11 protein-coding genes and 1 pseudogene are annotated in these 17,744 nt (G+C 53.5%); 2 read left to right on the forward strand and 10 right to left on the reverse strand.

The window, feature by feature from the left end; all coding sequences use genetic code 11:
* Positions 1–17 precede the first annotated feature (17 nt).
* The 6 genes from BN4275_RS16510 to BN4275_RS17490 all read right to left on the reverse strand — a co-directional run bounded on the left by BN4275_RS16510 (position 18) and on the right by BN4275_RS17490 (position 11,014).
* A complete protein-coding gene (locus tag BN4275_RS16510; protein ID WP_066460117.1) occupies positions 18–437 on the reverse strand; it encodes an RNA polymerase subunit sigma-24 in 420 nt (139 codons plus the stop codon).
* 411 nt (positions 438–848) lie between these two features.
* Complete coding sequence (locus BN4275_RS16515; RefSeq protein WP_066460118.1) at positions 849–1,070, reverse strand: hypothetical protein; 222 nt, start codon at positions 1,068–1,070, stop codon at positions 849–851.
* A 115-nt stretch (positions 1,071–1,185) separates the two neighbouring features.
* Positions 1,186–2,496 carry an AfsR/SARP family transcriptional regulator gene (locus tag BN4275_RS16520; RefSeq protein ID WP_066460119.1) on the reverse strand — a complete coding sequence of 437 codons (1,311 nt, stop codon included), beginning with the start codon at positions 2,494–2,496 and terminating at the stop codon, positions 1,186–1,188.
* Positions 2,497–2,605: 109 nt separating this feature from the next.
* Positions 2,606–9,448 (reverse strand): S-layer homology domain-containing protein, encoded by a 6,843-nt coding sequence (locus BN4275_RS16525; RefSeq protein ID WP_066460120.1) that lies wholly within the window; start codon positions 9,446–9,448, stop codon positions 2,606–2,608.
* Between the two features lie 116 nt (positions 9,449–9,564).
* A complete protein-coding gene (locus BN4275_RS16530; RefSeq protein ID WP_161940215.1) occupies positions 9,565–10,791 on the reverse strand; it encodes a GGDEF domain-containing protein in 1,227 nt (408 codons plus the stop codon).
* 25 nt (positions 10,792–10,816) lie between these two features.
* Complete coding sequence (locus tag BN4275_RS17490; RefSeq protein ID WP_066460121.1) at positions 10,817–11,014, reverse strand: hypothetical protein; 198 nt, start codon at positions 11,012–11,014, stop codon at positions 10,817–10,819.
* 387 nt (positions 11,015–11,401) lie between these two features.
* Here BN4275_RS17490 and BN4275_RS16540 point away from each other — a divergent pair, with 387 nt between their 5' ends.
* Both BN4275_RS16540 and BN4275_RS16545 read left to right on the forward strand, forming a co-directional pair.
* Positions 11,402–12,142 (forward strand): LytR/AlgR family response regulator transcription factor, encoded by a 741-nt coding sequence (locus BN4275_RS16540; protein WP_066460122.1) that lies wholly within the window; start codon positions 11,402–11,404, stop codon positions 12,140–12,142.
* Positions 12,139–13,446 (forward strand): sensor histidine kinase, encoded by a 1,308-nt coding sequence (locus BN4275_RS16545; protein ID WP_066460123.1) that lies wholly within the window; start codon positions 12,139–12,141, stop codon positions 13,444–13,446. The genes BN4275_RS16540 and BN4275_RS16545 overlap by 4 nt, the downstream gene beginning before the upstream one ends.
* Before the next feature lie 182 nt (positions 13,447–13,628).
* Here the strand turns inward: BN4275_RS16545 and BN4275_RS16550 are convergent, their stop codons facing one another.
* The 4 genes and pseudogenes from BN4275_RS16550 to BN4275_RS16565 all read right to left on the reverse strand — a co-directional run bounded on the left by BN4275_RS16550 (position 13,629) and on the right by BN4275_RS16565 (position 17,728).
* Complete coding sequence (locus BN4275_RS16550) at positions 13,629–14,099, reverse strand: recombinase family protein (RefSeq protein WP_066460124.1); 471 nt, start codon at positions 14,097–14,099, stop codon at positions 13,629–13,631.
* 402 nt (positions 14,100–14,501) lie between these two features.
* A complete protein-coding gene (locus BN4275_RS16555) occupies positions 14,502–14,765 on the reverse strand; it encodes a helix-turn-helix domain-containing protein (protein WP_066460125.1) in 264 nt (87 codons plus the stop codon).
* 18 nt (positions 14,766–14,783) lie between these two features.
* Positions 14,784–16,602, reverse strand: a pseudogene (locus tag BN4275_RS16560) (VirD4-like conjugal transfer protein, CD1115 family).
* Between the two features lie 76 nt (positions 16,603–16,678).
* The gene (locus BN4275_RS16565; RefSeq protein ID WP_066460126.1) at positions 16,679–17,728 is read right to left on the reverse strand and encodes a DUF3991 domain-containing protein; all 1,050 of its coding nucleotides are present in this window, start codon (positions 17,726–17,728) and stop codon (positions 16,679–16,681) included.
* Between the last annotated feature and the right edge of the window lie 16 nt (positions 17,729–17,744).

Genomic DNA, 17,744 nt, shown 5'->3' on the forward strand with positions numbered 1-17,744 from the left:
GGTTGCACGGAATTATTTTAAATATCCATCATTTTTTTAAGTTTTTTTAGCACCTTTATTTTGCGGTCATGGACGGTCATCGGTGGAATGTTGGTCTGCACTGACAGTTGGCGTTCACTCATGCTCTGAAAATATAGGGCATCAATCAGCGCTTTGTCCGATTCTGTAAGCTGGGAAATGCACCGGTGCAACTGCTCGGACATGAGCTTGTCCGTCACGATGTCCTCCACGCGTGGAGAGGTTAAATCGGGAATTGTTTCCTCGCCGTTTGTGCCCTCGGTATCCATGCTGCTGTAATAAACTACACCATGCTTGCCGTCCTTTTCTTCCAAATGCAGTGCGCGACGCTTCATGCGATAGTAGCAGAGATACACTTCCTCGGTTACCTCTACCAGATTCCCCGATATGCGAATACAATATTTCTTTTTGTCAGCCATTGTCATTTCCTCCGTTTTCTGAAATTTTGATAGTGAGTCAAAATGTCAGAAGCGGAGGAGAGCGGCAGCCCACCGAGCTGCCTAAAACAGCAAAAAAACGGCCGACCCTGTGCAATTGCACAAAGTCGGCCGCTCGGAGTTTCTCATTAAGAAGTCCGCGATAGGACGATCCGGGAGGAGGCTTGTCCTTCCTCTTACCGCAGAGTGTCTTTCGTACTCTGCGGTGAACAGACCGATATCGTCTAATCTGAAATCTGGTGTGTCGCCTCGGAGTGATGAAACATCGGAACATCTTAATGCTATTACGGTTATCAGCCATAGCATCCTCTCCTTTTCCATCTGATGATGGAGGGCACACCGGCAACGATCACGCTCCTTCTGCTTTTTCTATTCGATAGGTCAAACCAGCAGTCAAGCGGAATATCGCCGTGCCGATTGCTTTTGCACGAACCGTTTCATGCGGTGCATCCCGCCGAAACGGTCATATTGAATTGAGTGCAAAAGACGAATCCGTTTTGGATACTGCTTCCCGGCACAGCAAGAATATTTTTGCTGTGCCGCCAGACTGCTGATTTTCAGTTTTCCTGCCTTGTATAAGGTGAGTTTCGGTACCGCCAAAATGAAAACTACCATCTTTCCCACTCCTTTGTCTGATTTTTTATCGGTAAGCCTTTTGCCCCCTGAAAATATCAGCCGCAGGTCTCATGGCGGTAGCCATGGCGGTCGCATGAGTAAAAAATCTGTTGCTTTATGTCGAAAATCCAAATAATTTTTCTAATTCTTCCTCCTGCTCTTGGGAATATAGCCCCTTTGTATTGGAATAATGCCGAAGAGCAGAGTCGGTTGCTCTCATTCGGAGCAGCGACTCGATCAGATAAAAATTCAGCTCATTGTCATCACTCTCAAAGGCGAGCGCATGATCCGCAAGCCGATACACCTCAATGTGCATACCCAAGGTATGCAGCTCTGCCAGACAGAGCTTGACCATATCTAAAAACAGAAGATGGTAGTAGCTGGCTTTCGGCATCAGCCACAGGTCATGGTTATGGTTTGGCAGAAAGGTCCCTTTATAGAGGGTGAACGCTTTGCGGTAAGTTTCCATTTTTTCCTGCACGGATTTCTGCCCTTTTATCTCTGTGCATAGCTGCTCCAGCTGTACGATATCGGATTTAACAGAATAGCTTCGGTTCAGTTCATAGCCGCCGCTGTAGGAAACGATAAAAGGGGTAGGCGAAATGCAGGAAAACACCTTGCGGCAGCGGTAGACTACCCGCTTTACCGCAGTTCCCGGATCGTCCACCGGCTGATCCGGCCATAGATAATCTGCAATATCCCGCGTGGCAACATTGTGCTTGCGGTTCAGATAGAGGTAGGTGATCAGCTTACAGCACAGCGCGGACTTGATATCTTCTTCCGACATCTGTCCCATGGGCGTTATAACCTCCAGCCCACCGAAAAAGTTTAAGATGATTTCCTGCTCTGAAACCCCGGGATTGGAATGGTATTTGAGGCTTGCGGCTTTTAGCAGATTTAACTCCGTCAGCTCCGCCGCTGCCGCATAGGACAAGGCTTGGAGCAGACTGCTGTATTGCTTAAAGCGTTTGGGGTTGTCTACCCCGAGATATCCTGCCAGCTTTTTGTTGAGCGGCACTGCAATCAAACCGGAAATCTCCTGCTGTTTTAGAAAATCATATTCGCAGCGTTCCGTTTTGTGGAGACATGCAATGTCCACGATAACGATGGGGGTTTTATGGGTAAATGCCGCTTTCCAACGAGGAAACATTTCCATTTCAATACTCTGTAAATTATGAAGCTGTGGCGTAATGCCCGCCGCACACCACTCATAGGTGTTTGTGCCTACACCTAACTCCCAATCCGCCTCAATGATATATGCCCGATCCGCTTGATAAAAGGCGGCCGCTCGTCTGAGTATCTCACCCACAATATGCTCCGAGTCGCCATTCCCTAAAAGGTCGCGTTCAATTTCCTGTATTTCTTGCTCAAAGGCTGCCAAATATCTCTCTGCCTCAAGCGTATTTTCTAAAGTGCGTTCTATCATAAGTTCTTTTTTTCTCCTTCTCCTCATGAAAATGCGCAAAAAGGGCGGTGACTTCTAAAAAGCCACCGCCCTTTTGCGTTACAGCGCCTTGCGCCACAATATCATTGATTTACTTTTCCGGTACCTTCAGTACATCACCCGGATGGATGAGGGAAAACCGGCTCTTGTCGTTGAGTACCTCAAGCTCCTTCATGGTGCAGCCGTGCTTGTAGGCAATCAGCCAGAAGCTGTCGCCCTTTTGCACGATGTAGGCGCCGTACTTTCTGTTTTTCGGAACATCTGCGATCACGCCGTACCGGTCAAAGGTGTGGGTCGTGCCGTCAATATTTTTTGTGCCTGTAACGGCTTTGCCGTTTTGGTAGTACATCCGGCTGCCGCTGTCGTTCATCGTCCAGCCCTCGGCGGTGTCGATGCTGATGACAAGCTCTACAAAGCGCTTGAGCACCGCACTGACCTCGGCTCTGGTGGCCGCACCCTTCGGGTCGAAGCTGTTGTTGTTCTTGCCGCTGATGACGCCCGCCATCTGTACCTTTTTCACAGCGTCCTTTGCCCATGCACCGATTTTGGCATTGTCGGCAAAGGTGTTTTCTGCGTGAACCTTGGGCAGCGGGAAGCCGATGACTTTTGCATAGTTCGCCATAATCACCGCCATCTGCTCACGGGTGATGGACTGATCCGGGGCGAACAAGCCGCCGCCGATGCCCTTGACCACGCCGTTCTTTTCCGCCCATTCCACATAAGGCGCATAATAGGCGGTTGCTTTTACGTCAGTGAAGGTTCCGGATTTGTAGTTTGCCGGATCAACGCTCGCCAGCCGCCCAAGAGCGGTGACAAACATCCCCCGAGTCATGGCTCCATCGGGGCTGAAGCAGCCGTTTCCGGTGCCAGCCAAAATCCCACGAGCCACCACAAATTCGATGTCCTCTTTCGCCCAATGATCCTGAATGTCACTGAATACGGTCGGAGCCTTATAGCCCACGGCGTAGAGGGAGAAGTGTGTGGTAGAGCCGCGCAGAACCTCTGCCTTCGGGTCATAGCTGGAGCTCATGAGGAACTGGGGCTTGCCCTGTCCGTCGATGTAGACGAGATAGAGACCGCCTGCAGATTCGCCCGGCTGCAGCTGATATGGGATTTCTACGGTAACGCTGCCGCTTCCAAAGTCGGTGATAGTCTTTGCGCCGCCCTTGTAGGTGGCGGTAAGCCGGAACAGCGGACGGGCGCCTACCACAGCCTTGGCCTCGCCGGATAGCTTGGAAGTATCGGTGAGGCGGGTGGCGGTAAGCTGCACGTCAGCGTTCGCCTGCCGATTGATCTCCTGCACCGCCGCAAGGCTCAGACTGAGGGTGATGTCCGGACGCTCCAGTGCCAGCGAGAAGGTCTGCACCTTGTTGTCGATAATCTGCTTCTGGGTAACCTTGGGCAGATTGACCGTAAGGGAATTGACGCTCTGGCTGTTCGCCGCTACATTGATCTGCACAGCAATGCCGTTCGCCTGGGTGTTATTTCGCTTTGCTTCCTCTTGGGCTTTCTCAATGGCGGACTCCGCCGCACTCTTAGACACTGTGACCTCCGCGCCGCCCTTGCCATCACTGTTGGCCTTGATTTCTGTTTCCGCAGTGGTTGGCGCGTTGGGCTTGCTCTCAGACGGGGGGACGATGGTGGGCGGAGTGACTGTGGGGTTGCCACCACTGGAGGAACTGCCGCCTGTTGAGCTGGCAGAAACAGTCAGCGTTCCCTTGGTGTAGGTGATGGTATAGCTTCCGCTGTTTGCCACTGTACCGCCAGATATGGTGATGTCAAATTTTCCTGTGGTCTTTCCGTCAGTCGTTGTGCCTATTGTGGGTTCTCCGGTTACGGTATCGCCGTTCACAAGACCGATTGCTTGGTAAGTAAAGGTCGGCAGAGAGCTGCCCTTGGTCATAGACTTGTCATCGGCTTTTAGCTCAAGGCTTTTCTTTGCCACGGTTACGGTGTAGCTTGCGGTTGCCTCGGCATAGTCTGCGGTTTCAGCCGCCGTTGCGGTAATAGTGGTGCTGCCTTGCCCTACGATAGTGATTTCACCTGTGGTGACATTGACCGTTGCAACGCCTGTATCGCTGCTTGCATAGGAGATTGCGCCGTTTACCGTTGTCTGTGTCAAAGCGTTGATAAATTTGGAATCTCCGTAGGTCTTGATTACATTTGCATTTGCATAGGAAATATCCTGCGGTGTTTTTGCAGTATAGGTCACCGTTACTACAACATTATAATCGTTATAATTGGTTGCTTCTGTTACGGGAACCGATATTGTGCCTGTCTGTCCTGCGGTGCTTACAGGGGCAGTGTAGGTGAGTGTTGTTCCTGCAATGCTCATATCGGTCATTGTTACTGTGCCGTCTGCTGACGGTGTACCGTAGCTTGCGCCGTCTGGCAGGACAGGCAGAGATACCGTTGCGCCTGTTTCGCCTGTTGTATACACGCTTGTTGAAACAGCCGTTGTGCCTGTGTAGGCAATTTTATTGATGGTAATATTTCCGCTTACACCGCTTGCCGCAAGAGAGTACCAGCCTTTGTGTTCGCCGTCTAAGGCAACTGTCATAGCGGTGAAGTCATGAGTGCCTGCATTAGTATCTGCTGATGTACCGTCTGCCGTTGCGCTGACAGTATCGCCGTTTTCAATTCCCGTTAAAGTCAGTACCACATTGGCAAAGCTGTTGTCTTGGTCATAATCCTTGCTGACACCCGCGGATACTTTGGCGGTCAAGGTTTTTGCCGCAAGGGTTACACCTGTTACAGGGATAATTTGTGCATTCAAATTATCATCGCCGCCGAACTTGATATGCAAACCATTTTCACCACTTGCCACACCGCCAATAGAAATATCCTTGCCGTTGGTGTTGTAGCTCATGGTGTATGCGCCGTTGCCGCTGACATTTACCGCAGCACCCAATGGCTTTGTACCATAATATAGCCGTGCGGTTTTCGGTGCTAATGTAAATGTTGTCACCTGTGGGGCAGGGGTGTAGGTAACGGTCAGGGCTTCGCCGTAGGCAAGAGAGCTGTTTGTTACCATTACGCCGTTGTTAGGGTCTGTGTCTGCCTTTGTGATGGCAAAGGAGGTTTTTGCTGTTGCAGACTTATAGTTTTCGCTTTCCGCAATCTCTGCCTTTACCCAATAAGTGCCTGCTTGTGTTGGAACAGCGGCATTATAAGTGCCGTTTTCACTGTCACTGTAAGTATAGGTCGGTGTGCCGTAGGTTGCTGTTGCGGTAGGGGCATTTGCCGCACCACCGTAAGTCCAGCCTGCCAAGGTGAGATGAGAAATCACATTTTCCGCCTTGTTGATGGTGTAATCCCCAAGGCTCAAATCGGTTACACTGTTGTAGACTGCATTGCCTGCAATATCCACGGTAACGGCGTATGTACCTGCATTGGTCGGGGCAGTGGTGCTGCCGCCATATTTCACCGTGATGTCACCCAAGTTCTTGTTGTCCTTTGCCGTTACGGTGACAGGCTGTTGACTTCCGTTATAGTCCACAGGGGTCAAAGAATAGGAAAGGTCGCTTACAGTGGGAGTTGTTTTGATAAATCCTGCAATCACCACTTCTGCATTTGCACTGGCAAGCACAGCTCCGCTTGCCTTGACACGGACATGGTATGTGCCGTCTGCAAGCCCTGTCACGGTTGTACCTGTGATTGCCGTCCAATCGGTGGCGGTGGAGAGCTTGTACTCCATTGTAGTTTTTACGCCTGTGATTTTGCCGTCGTTCAAGGCAGCGGTTTCATCGGTTTTGCCAATGCCTGATGGGGTGGCTGCTTGTGTAACGGTGATGGTCTGCGCCGCACTGTCCGTGGTGGTTGTGCCGTTACCCTTTTTCACCACCTGTATGCCGTTTGTAGTTGTAACGCCGCTTGCAATGGTTGCGGTTGCGCCTGTAAAGTCTGTCCATGCAGAACCGCCGTCGGTACTGTATTTATAGCTTTCGCCGGCAGTTAAGCCGGACAGTGTGCCGCTGTCATGCCCTGTGGCGGTGAAGGTGGCAGTTGGGGTTGTTTCGGGGGTGGTTTTTTTCTTTACCTTGATTTCATTGTTTTCAAAATAGGCTTCGTTGCCCTCGGCACCCGTACCCACCAGCTTGATTTTTGCAAGGTCGCCCTGCACCGCCTCGGTGGCGATGGTGGGGCTGTTCGTCACGTCATAGCCTGCGGGCAGGTTTACACAGACGCTGCCGTCCGCACCGCTCAAATCATCGCCGATAACAAACTTATCCACACCGTTTGATACAGCGGTTGTACCGCCGTTGATGATAATGCCGCCTGTGCCGCTGCCGATTGTGGCATTGCCGCCCACGGTGACGGAGGAACCCGAGCCCACGGTAACGTCGTCGCTGCTTTCATTGGTGTTGAGTCTGCCGCCGCCGTAGAGATTTGTCACCGTGCCGCCGCTAACGGACACTGTGGCGGAATTGGTCACATTTGCGCTGTAGCCGCCGCCGTAGAGGGTTGTCACCGTGCCGCCGCTAACGGTGACATCGGTGCTGTCAACGGTGGCTGTGCCGGTTCCGGCGTAGCTGCCGCCGTAGACATTTTGGACCGTGCCGCCGTTGATGGAGACGGTGGCTTTGCCGGTCACGCCGGCTATGACGCTGCTTGTGAAGCCACCGCCGTAAACGGAGGTTGTGACCTCGGCCGAGCCGCTTATGGTGACAGTGGTGCTGTTCACGGTAGCGTCGCCGGTGCCTTCTTGGTTGTCGTAGACGTAGCCGCCGCCGTAGACGCAGCGGACCGTGCCACCGGAAACGGTGACGGAGGTGTTGCCCGCCTTCGCACCGTAGCCGCCGCCGTGGATGTCGTCGACCGTGCCGCCGGTCATGGTAATTTTGGTGTCGCCGTTGAGGGCAGACGTACCGCCGCCGAAAATGTCATAGCCAGACAGGTCGTAGCCAACGGCGGTGGGGGCGGTGTCACCGATTTGCAGATATTCCTCGTTCCCAATCGTGCCGTTGCCGTCCTTGTCGTAGAGGATATTGGTATAATCTGCTGTAGTGCCCGCCACAATTATAATTTCCGCACCGTTGGCGTAGATTTTTTCTCCGTTTGTGTTTACCTCGGGGGTGGGCTTTTCCCTTACCCTGATGGTATTGTCCACACTATAAAAATAAGCTTCGTTGCCCTTGGCACCCGTACCCACCAGCTTGATTTTCGCCAGGTCTGTTCGTTCCGCATCGGTGGCAATGGTGCCGCTGGTGTAGCCCTCGGGCAGGTTTACGCAGACGCTGTCGGCATCACCGCTCAAATCATCGCCGATAACGAAGCTGGCCACGCCGATTGTGCGGCTACCGCCGTTGATGGCGATGCCGCCGCTTGTGCCGCTGCCGATTTTCGCCCCGCCGCCCACAGTGACGGTTTTGCTGCCGGTCACAGCTGCACCTTTGCCGCTGCCGCCGTAGAGGAGGGAGACCTCGCCGCCGGAGACGGTGACAGACGTGCTGCTCACTGTTGCGCCGTCGCCGTTGCCGCCGCCGTAGAGGTAGTACGCCTTGCCGCCGGTTATGGTAATTTCGGTGCCGCCGCTGACCCGGGCGCCGTTGCCGCCGCCGTAGATTTTGTCGACCTGGCCGCCCAGCATGGTAATTTGGGTGTTGCCGGTGAGGGCGGACGTACCGCCGCCGTAGATGCTCCATCCGGACAGTTTATTGCCAACAGTGGTGCCGTCTGTGGTGCTGCCAATGTTGGGGTTGAAAATAAGTTCGCCGCTGTCAATCTGTCCGTCGCCGTCGCTGTCAATATAAATAACGGTTTTGGTGTTATCGCTACTACCCTCCGCCAAAATCAGCGCCGCGCCGTTGGCGTAGATATTGCTGCCGCTCACCGTGGGGGTGGGGGTTGCTCTCGGCGCCATCAGCATTGCCGGCGCACCCTTGCAAAGGCTTAAATCGGCATTTTCCGCACTGCAAACAGGGCAGTCGGGGTCAATACTTTCCTCCACTGCATTTTCTTCATCTGCAAGGGTGCATTTGGTTTGGCAGGTGCACTCCTGCTTTTGCTGTTCTACTCCCTTGCAAAGGCTTAAATCGGCATTTTCCGCGCCGCAAACAGGGCAGTCGGGGTCAATACTTTCCTCCACTGCATTTTCTTCATCTGCAAGGGTGCATTTGGTTTCGCAGGTACATTCCTCCTGCTTTTCCTGCTCTATTCCCTCGCAAAGGGTTAAATCGGCATTTTTCGCACTGCAAACAGGGCAAGCGGGGTTAATGACACCCTCTGTACAGAGGGTGTCGCAGACACATGAGTCTGTGATAATTTCCTCCTGCTTGGGTGGATTGCACAGCTCACAGGTATGGGTGCAGTCCGCACCCTCTATGGCTTCCACATAGCCGCAGGTATCGTCATGCTTATGAGGGCAGTCCAAGACCTCTGTAATGCAGTCGGTTTCCTCACTGCACACATGGGTACACTCCGTAGGCTCGCTTTCCTCTGCATCGGACGGACTTGCTGTATTATCCGATACGCTGTCCTGCTCGGCGTAGCAGTCCGCCGTGTGGGTATGCCCGCAGGGCTGGCCCTCTACGGCCTGCTGATAGCCGCATTCGGCGGTATGTACCGGGTGGTGTCCGCACTGGGTGTCCGGTACTTCCGCCGCAAATGCCGTCTGGGGCATCAGTGTAAACACCATGCAGACGGACAGCGCCGCCGCGGCCAGCCGTGACACGGGGCGGTGGGACGTTTTAAACGCCTTGCCCTTTGACGGACCTTGACTCTTTGCCATCCGTTCCCGGCAGACGGTCAACCGCTGGGAAAAAGCCGCTTTAAATTTTCTCACGGCCTGCCATGCTCTGGCAGACTGCTTTACAGTCCATTCCACCAGAGCCGCACCGCCAAACAATAGGAACAGGGCAAGCAGTGCAAAGGGCTTGAGCCACCTGTGTGCTTTTCCTGTTTGAACGATATGACGTATCATTTTGTCAAACATATCATGGTCTCCTTCATTTGCTCACTTCTTTTTTGGGCAGCGGCAGAACCCCGCCGTAGCTTATGAAAGGATGTATATTCACAGTACCGGCAGAGCCATCCGGCTGCCGGTCTGAATCATTGGGTAAAAGCTGCGCCTTGGCAGTTTAGAGCCGCCTTATTTTTGTACATTTCCCGATCGGCACGGATAAAGGCGTTCTCTATGCTCTCCTCCTGTTGGGTAAAGGCATAGCCGGAGGCGACGGAGATCGGCATATCCAGTTTAGCTGACACCTGTTTCATCTCCGCCGACAGATCTGCCAGCAGTATCTCGGTCTGTTCCGGTGAGCTGTCCTGCAAAATCACGGTAAATTCGTCCCCACCAATCCGAAACAGCTGCTCTGTCACTTCTGAGAAAACAGTGCGGAGGGCATCCGCTACGCGGCGCAGCGCAATGTCTCCGGCATGATGTCCGAAACGGTCGTTGATCTGCTTAAAGCGATTGCAGTCCAGCATGACACAGCAGATCGCCTGCCCTCCATGCTCCCGCTCCCGCTCCAATGTGTTTACTCGTTCCACATAGGCAGCCCGATTGTAAAGGCCGGTCAGGGCATCCAGATACACAAGCTGGAACAGGCGTTTTTCCTGCTCCAGACGTTCGTTTTGCCTTTGAATATGCAGGGTTTTGCGAATGGACTGCAAAAACACCGCATAGCAGGCCAGCACCACGGCGGCAAACACCAGCCAGCTGGGGGCATATTCCAGGCGCTGCACCATGGGCTTGGGGTAGGCGGCAAAAAATATGAGGGCAAAATAGATCAGGACGGTGCAGAACGCCATCATCCCCCAGCCGGAGTCCACTGTGTCCAACAGGATGTAGTAGGTGCGCAGGTGTTTATGCCCGGATGCCAACAGGAGCAAAAACAAGGCAACAATCACCACAAATGCCCAGATCGACCCGCCTTGGAACAGGATGCCCACATACCGCCCGATGAAGGCGATCATGAGGGTCACAGTGTCCACAAAACAGAAGGTCAGCAAAAACCGGCTGCCCTTGTGGCGGGACAGCCCCAGAAACAGCAGGAAGCTGGGCACGGTCATGAAAATGGCCGCCGCCAATGAGGCAGGGATCTCCCAAAGGTAGACTCCCGCGAAATAGGAAAGCAGAATGACCCCGCATCCGATATACAGCAACATGCGGTATAAAAGCGTATTCTTTTTCATCTGAAAAATCATGGAATAAATGAGCAGGTCAAAAAAGATAACCGCCATATCCGTCAGAACGGAAAAAATCTCCTCCAAAAAATCACTCTCTCCAAAGGTATAATTTTTCTCCTCGTTACCGTTCCGCTCCCTTGCGATCATCGGTATCAGAGCATCCTGTTGCTTTTTAAAGCCGCGGATTTGGATAGCAGCATTTTCCAACGTCGTCCGCAACATCCTTTTGCCATCCGAAGTCGGCGTACCGGCAGTACCAGCACTCCCGCACATCGACCGGCCTGATCCGCCGCCTTTTCCAGCATTCGCACACCTGCCCCGGCAGGATATGCTCCTGACCCGGATGGGCAGTATCTGTTCTCTTTTTCACCGGCACACCGCCTTTCCCGTCGCATACCGCTTGGCTTACAGCCTTCTCTAATGTTTACGCTTTATCACCTCACTGACCACAAATGTGTTGATAAAAGGTTACACCTTTCATCACTTGGGCGGTTTCGGACTTTTGGATATGAAACCGCCCTTTTGCCATGCAAAAAAGCCATGGAACTGCCATCAATCAAATTTGACGGTAAGTTGTACTTTTTGTTATAATATAATGTAATTATGCCAGCCGCCGTTTTTAGTCGGCGAAGCCGATTTTACGCATTTCATTATATAATAATTTGGAGTGTTTGTGGGGCTGTGCGCATAAACGACATAAAATTGCGCATATTTGACATTCTGATTGCAAATATACCGGGAAAGAGGGCGATACCTGATGCTGCAAATCGCCATATGCGATGATGAGATCAAGGAGCTGGAACACACCTGTGCACTGCTGGAGCGATACCGTGAGCAGCGGCCGGAGCTGGACATTTCCCTGCGGAAATTTGCCAGCAGCTACGATCTGCTGGAGGCCATCGATGTGCGGGGACGGTTTGACCTGTACCTGCTGGATGTTCTCATGCCGAATGTCAACGGAATTGAAGCAGGCGCGGCCATTCGGCAAAGGGACGGGACCGCCGTCCTCATCTACCTGACCTCCTCCCCGGACTATGCGCTGGCATCCTATCAGGTGGAAGCCCAAGGGTATTTGCTCAAGCCGTTTTCCGAACAGGAGCTTTTTCAGTGCCTGAATAAAGCCGTGGAGCGGCTGGATGCGGAAGATGCAAAGCGGCTGCGGGTGAATACAGAGCATGGCATTGAGGCGATCCCATTTTGCAGGCTTGCCTATGCGGAAACCTGCAACCGCCGCCTGTACTGCCATCTGACGGATGGGAGTACGGTGGAGAGCCTGACGCTGCGGGGACGGTTTGAGGAAATCGTCCAGCCGCTGTGCGGGGATGGGCGGTTTGTACAGACCGCCGCCGCCTTCATCGTGAATATGCAGCATATCCGCTCGGTAGCCGCAAAGGGCTTTGTCATGACAGACGGGGTCGAGGCGCCGATTTCCCGAGCCTTTGCCAAGGCGCGGAAAACATATCTGAATTACCTGCTGGAAAGGGGGATGGAGGAATGAATATCGAATATGCATATGCAGCCCAAACCGTGCTGCGCCAGCTGGTGGCCAACGGCTTTCCTGTTGCCTTGATTTTTGCCATGTCGCGCTTTAAGTGCAGCCGCAAGACTGCATGGCTCTTTTTTGCGATGATCGCCGTGCTTGGCACAGTGGTCAATTCCGCCCTCATTTTCACCGTCGGCTCTGAGCGGATGAAGCAGGTCTACGCGTTGGTGCTGCTGATTCCCAGCCTGCTGTTTCTGCTGTTTACCACAAAGGACAGACCTTCTCAGCTCCTGTTCAACTTTTTTACAGCGATCAATGTCTTTTACCTCACCTCTATCCTCTCTCATTTCCTGCTGGGCGGGGCGCTGGACAGAGAGGACGTTCTGATTTGGCAGGATGCTTTGGTAAGGGGTGCTTTCTTTTCGGTCATCCTCTATTTGTTCGTGCGGTATCTGCGGGAGCCCTATCAGTTTTTAGCGGAGCATATGAGGAAAAGCAGCTGGCGGGTGCTCTCTGTGATCCCTATGCTGTTTTTTGCTCTGGTGATGTTTTTGGGACTGTATCCCCATGTACGCACCGATAATCTGCCGGGCGTTGCCTTCCTGTATGTGATACTCGGCTTCGTCTATTTCATCATTTATCAGGTGTTCCACAGCACCTATTCTCTATTGAAAATTCAAAACGACAACGACTCCTTAATGTCTCAGGTGCGGGCAATGGAGCGGCATGCGGAAATGCTTCGCCAAAGCAATGAACAGGTGCGAATCTACCGCCACGATATGCGCCACTACATAGCCGAAGTCACCACACTGCTGCAAGCGGGGGACACGGCGGCGGCTCTTAGGGTGCTTGGGAGCTTCGATGAGCTGAACCAAAAGACCGTTCTGCCGAATTACTGCGACAATCCCACCGTCAATGCCATCCTTGCCTATCACCTCCGGCAAGCGGAGGATGCGGGAATCCGGGTCGAAGCAGAGTGCTATGTACCCGCAGAGCTGCCGGTGGAAGCGGCGGAACTGGCGATGGTACTGGCGAATGCACTGGAAAATGCCATCCATGCCTGCGGCAAGCTGCCGGCAGATAGAGAAAAGAGAATTGCTGTACGGATTTTGCATATGCCCCATCTTGTGCTGGAGGTGGTCAACACCTATGGCGGCGAGGTGCGGTTTGACAATGAGGACCTGCCGGAAGCCCAAGAGAGCGGCCATGGGATCGGCACTCGGAGCATCGCCGCTTTTGCGGAAAAGTACGGTGCAGTGCTTGATTATCAGGCAGATGAAACCATGTTCCGACTCCGTCTGCTGGTAAACAACTCCTAACATACGGGCCGCTGTAAACCCAAAGGACGCCTCATGGCTTTTTCTTCCTTCTTTCGGCTTGTAGGTGGATACCCCGCTGGCGAAGCTTGCAGTATACCGCACCCAGCGCCATATCACATCTGGCGGCCAGCTCGCCGCCGCTGATTTCTCCGCTGCGCCAAGAAGCATAGAGGGACTCAAAATCAGGCGGGCCTTCCGAATCGCACGCCCCGCGCTTTGGCGGCGGCGATCGCTTCGGCCTGCCGCTGGTGAATGTTTTCTCGTTCACTCTGCGCCACATAGGACAGAAGCTGAAGTACAATGTCGGCAATGAGCGTCCCTGTCAAGTCCCGATGAACGCCGGTGTCTAACAGCGGCATATCCAGCACTCGGATGTCCGCCCGGATTTCTTTGGTGATCATCCGCCACTGCTCTAAAATTTCATCATAGTTCCTGCCCAGCCGGTCGATGCTCCCCACAATCAGGAGGTCGCCCGGCTTCAATTTTTTTATGAGCCGCTTATAGGCGGGTCTATCAAAGTTCTTGCCGCTCTGCTTGTCCGTAAACAGGTTCTTCTGTGGAATTTCCCAGACAGATAGGGCTATCCACTGCCTGTCCTCGTTCTGTTCGCGGGTGGATACTCGGATATATCCGTAAGTTTGTTTGTTGTCCATATTTTTTCTCCTTCACAATGGTTTTTTTCCATTGTAACGGGCGGGAAGAATGGACAAAACAAGATCGGCGATATCGTGTTTCATATTGGGGACGGCGGTTTGGTTCAGCTTCACCTGCCGGATTGCGGAGTTGCAAGCAGAAAGCGGACAAAAAGGAGTAGCCCTGTTGTTCTTTTTCTGTGATAAATATTTCTTAGAGTGAGCAGTTCTGGCGGGTTCACCATGAACCGCAGCTGGGTTCTCGTCGTCGCAAACTGCGCTCTGTTCGTTTCGCCGCAAGCGGCAAAAGCTCACACGCTCCGTTGCTCCTCCTCTCCCCACAAAGTCTTGCGACTTTGCGGGGACCCCATTTAGGCGCAGCTTCCCCTTGGCGGGAGACTGCGGATTTTTGATGCTCTGCGGCTATTTCAAAATAAGGCGGTTGCTGGTGTGGCTGCCGTTTTCCCGATAGCGTGTTTCCTTTTCCACCAGTCCGGCGTTGGTGAGGTCATGAAGGGCGCGCTTGACAGTGCTTCGGGAGAGGTTCAGGTCTTTGGCGATGGTGTTCACCGCAGGCCAGCAGTCCTGTCCCACACCCGCACGGTCACGGAGGTACATATAAACAGCTCTCGCCCGATGGGGAAGCTCATCGGGCGAGGCTTTGTAGAGATGATTAAAATAGCTCATACGGCTTGCTCCTAACATTTAAGTTTTGACATGGGTACGGCGGCGGGGCTGCTCCTGTTCTACCACAGGGGTGTGCAGTGTTCCGGTGCCTGTGGGCGGCTCCAGTATCTCGCCGGTGCTTTCATCCACCGCAATGCAGGCAAGGTGCTTGCGAATGATGTTTTCCTCCAGCGTCTGCCTGTCGGCGTAGGACACCTTGCGGTGGGCGCGCTCCGAAACGGTGTAAACGCCGTCAAAGACAATTCCCCAATCAAGGAACAGCCGCAGCTTGGTTTTCATGGGGTGGGTGCCTGTTTTCATCACCACAAAGTTGCCCTTGGGAATGGATTTCAGCTCATCGGCGGTCATGAGAGGGCGCTCCATCATTTGCAGGGATTGGCTGGGGTCATTCTTGCCCCGGCTCACGCTGCCAGACATGACAGTGCGAGAACCCAATGCCTTGGACAGTACCTCGGCGGTCTGGCTGTTGGGGGCAAAGCCGCCGAAGATGGTGTCCTGGCAGTTGTCCACAATGATTTCCGAGCCCTCCTTGCCGTAGTTTTTCTCCAGCTGTCCAAAGGACTGGATGATTGGCACCATCATCAGGCGGCGGGAGCGGCTGGCGGAAAAAATCAGCTCCAGCGACTGGATGGCGGGCAGCGTACCCAGCTCATCGCAGTAGAACACCACGCGGTTGCGGAGCTTGCCGCCGTTTTCGTCAGCCACCGCAAGGATTTCACGGTAGAGCTGCTGAATCATCAAGGAGACCATGAAATACTTGGTTAGATCTTCTTCGGGTAAGACGATGAACAGCGCTGACTTCTCCTTGCAGAACTTTTCCGCGTCAATGGCGGTGTCAAAGCACAAAATCTGCTCCATCTCGGAGTCGAGGAAGGAGTTCAGGCGGGAGAGGATGGTGGATAGGACCGACATCATGGCCTGCTCTGCGGAGTTGAGGACGGCACCTGCAAACCAGCGGGTTTTGTGATCCGTGGGCAGCTTGTCCATGAGCAGCTGGAACTGGCTTTTGCCTTTGACCTTGCTGGGGGGCAATCAAGTCCTGCACCAGCTTAAACACACTGACAATGTGACGGCAGTCCACCTTTTTGCCATCCACCTCGGCAGGGGGCAGATATTCCGCAACCAGCAGAATGACCGAGGTGAGCAGTCCCTCGGCAGCATCATAGAAAAACTGGTTTTGCCCGAAGTTTTCATCCCCGGCATTGACGATGGTCTTGGCAATGATTTTTGCATACTTCTCCGCCTTTGCCTTTGATACCAAATCGGTTTCATCAGCAAGGTACTTGTCCATGTAAGCGTTGACCAGATGGAGCATATTGTTGCCGTCGCTGCGGGTGGGATTGCGCAGGTCAATGACCGCCACATGGTAGCCGTAGTGGTTGCGGGCAATAGCTCCGTAGTTGCGGTAGAGGTCGCCCTTGGTGTCGGTGGTCAAAAAGCTCATGCCGCTGGCACAGGCATATTCAAGGTTGGGATACAAAAAGAATGCCGTCTTGCCCACGCCGGATGCACCGATCATGAGACAGTGGACATCATCGGTGTCCACCAGCGCAGTGACGGCGTTTTTCTTTCCTGTGCTGCCGAGGATCAGCCCTTGCTGTCTGGCGGATGGACAGTTTTCACCCTTTCGCCACTCCTTGGGTGTGAATGGGATATGCTGATAGGTGCTTTTGATCTCCTGCTTGGTGGCAAAGCGCGCCGTACCGTGCTGACCGTCGCCCACGGTGCGGGACTTGATGCCGTTTAGGGTGTAGTAGTGGGCCAGCAGGGATAAGCCGCCGATGACTGCAAACATCACAGCACCGGCAGCGATGAGCATAAAAACAGGTTCGTTCATGGTGTGTTCCTTTCCATTTGTGATGTTTTAAGATGAGTAAGGCATGGACACCCACTGGGGATGCCCATGCCTGTTTTTATCCCATCGCCATTACCTGGCACTGCCGCTGCTCCTGCTTTTGCTGATGCTGTTCCACCAAAATCACCGCTTTGAGGCAATGAGTAGCGATGGATTCATAATGCTCCGCCAGCCGCTCTTTTTCTGCGGCGGTCAGTACACGGTCAAAGCCACGCAGGGACATAATGTCCTGCTCCAAAACATTCAGCCGCGTTTGAAACTGCCCGCGATTTTCATAGGTCTTGCAGCCATGGAACAGCCGCGCTTGTACAGTATCAAGGTTGCGGCAGTGTCCGGCTTGGTGATACGCCTTGGCTGCGGCAGACACTGAGCGGCACAGCATATCCTTTAGGCTGTCCTCCGATTCGGCAAAGCTGCCGGCGTGCAGATGCCTGCGGACATTCAAAAGCTCCGCCGAAAGAATATCGGCGGAGCAATCGGTCTTGTCGCTGCGCAGGGCATTTCGCAGCTCGGAACAGACCGCATCCCGAATGAGATGCTGGGGATGCGGCTCGGCGGGAATCGCCGTCAGCCCATGAGCTGCCTTGATATCCTCGTTCCAATCCTTAAATTTGGACCTTGCTCTGCCGCACTGGATCAGCTTATCAGAGAACAGGTCATAGTATTTTTCGCAGGATTCATACAGGAGCTTCTGCTTGGCAAAGAAGGACACCACCTCACGGTCAATGAGCCTGCTTTTGACAAGGTAGGCGTACACCCGGCGCATATCGGTGTGGGCGGTCGGCAGCGCAAAGGGCTTTTTCGGCTCCGGCTTTTTTTGATCCGCAGGCTGATAGCTCTGCCCCTGCTGCCCGCCCAGCAGCATGGTCACCGCTTCGGGAAAGGTGAGGTTATAAAACTGCCGCACAAAATCAATGGCGTAACCGCCTTTCTCCACGGCATGGTCGTACCACTCGTTGCCACGGACGGTGATGCTGTGGTCTGAGACAAGCCTTTTTTCTCTGCCGCTGGCAATCAGCTTTTCACCCTGTCTGCTTAAAAAATCCACAAGGTCAACATTGTTGGCCCGGTGTTTTTGTTCGTCTGTAAAATGTACATAGCTTCCCATGGTGACCTCCTTTAAC

The organism is Anaerotruncus rubiinfantis, from assembly GCF_900078395.1.
Classification (GTDB): domain Bacteria; phylum Bacillota; class Clostridia; order Oscillospirales; family Ruminococcaceae; genus Anaerotruncus; species Anaerotruncus rubiinfantis.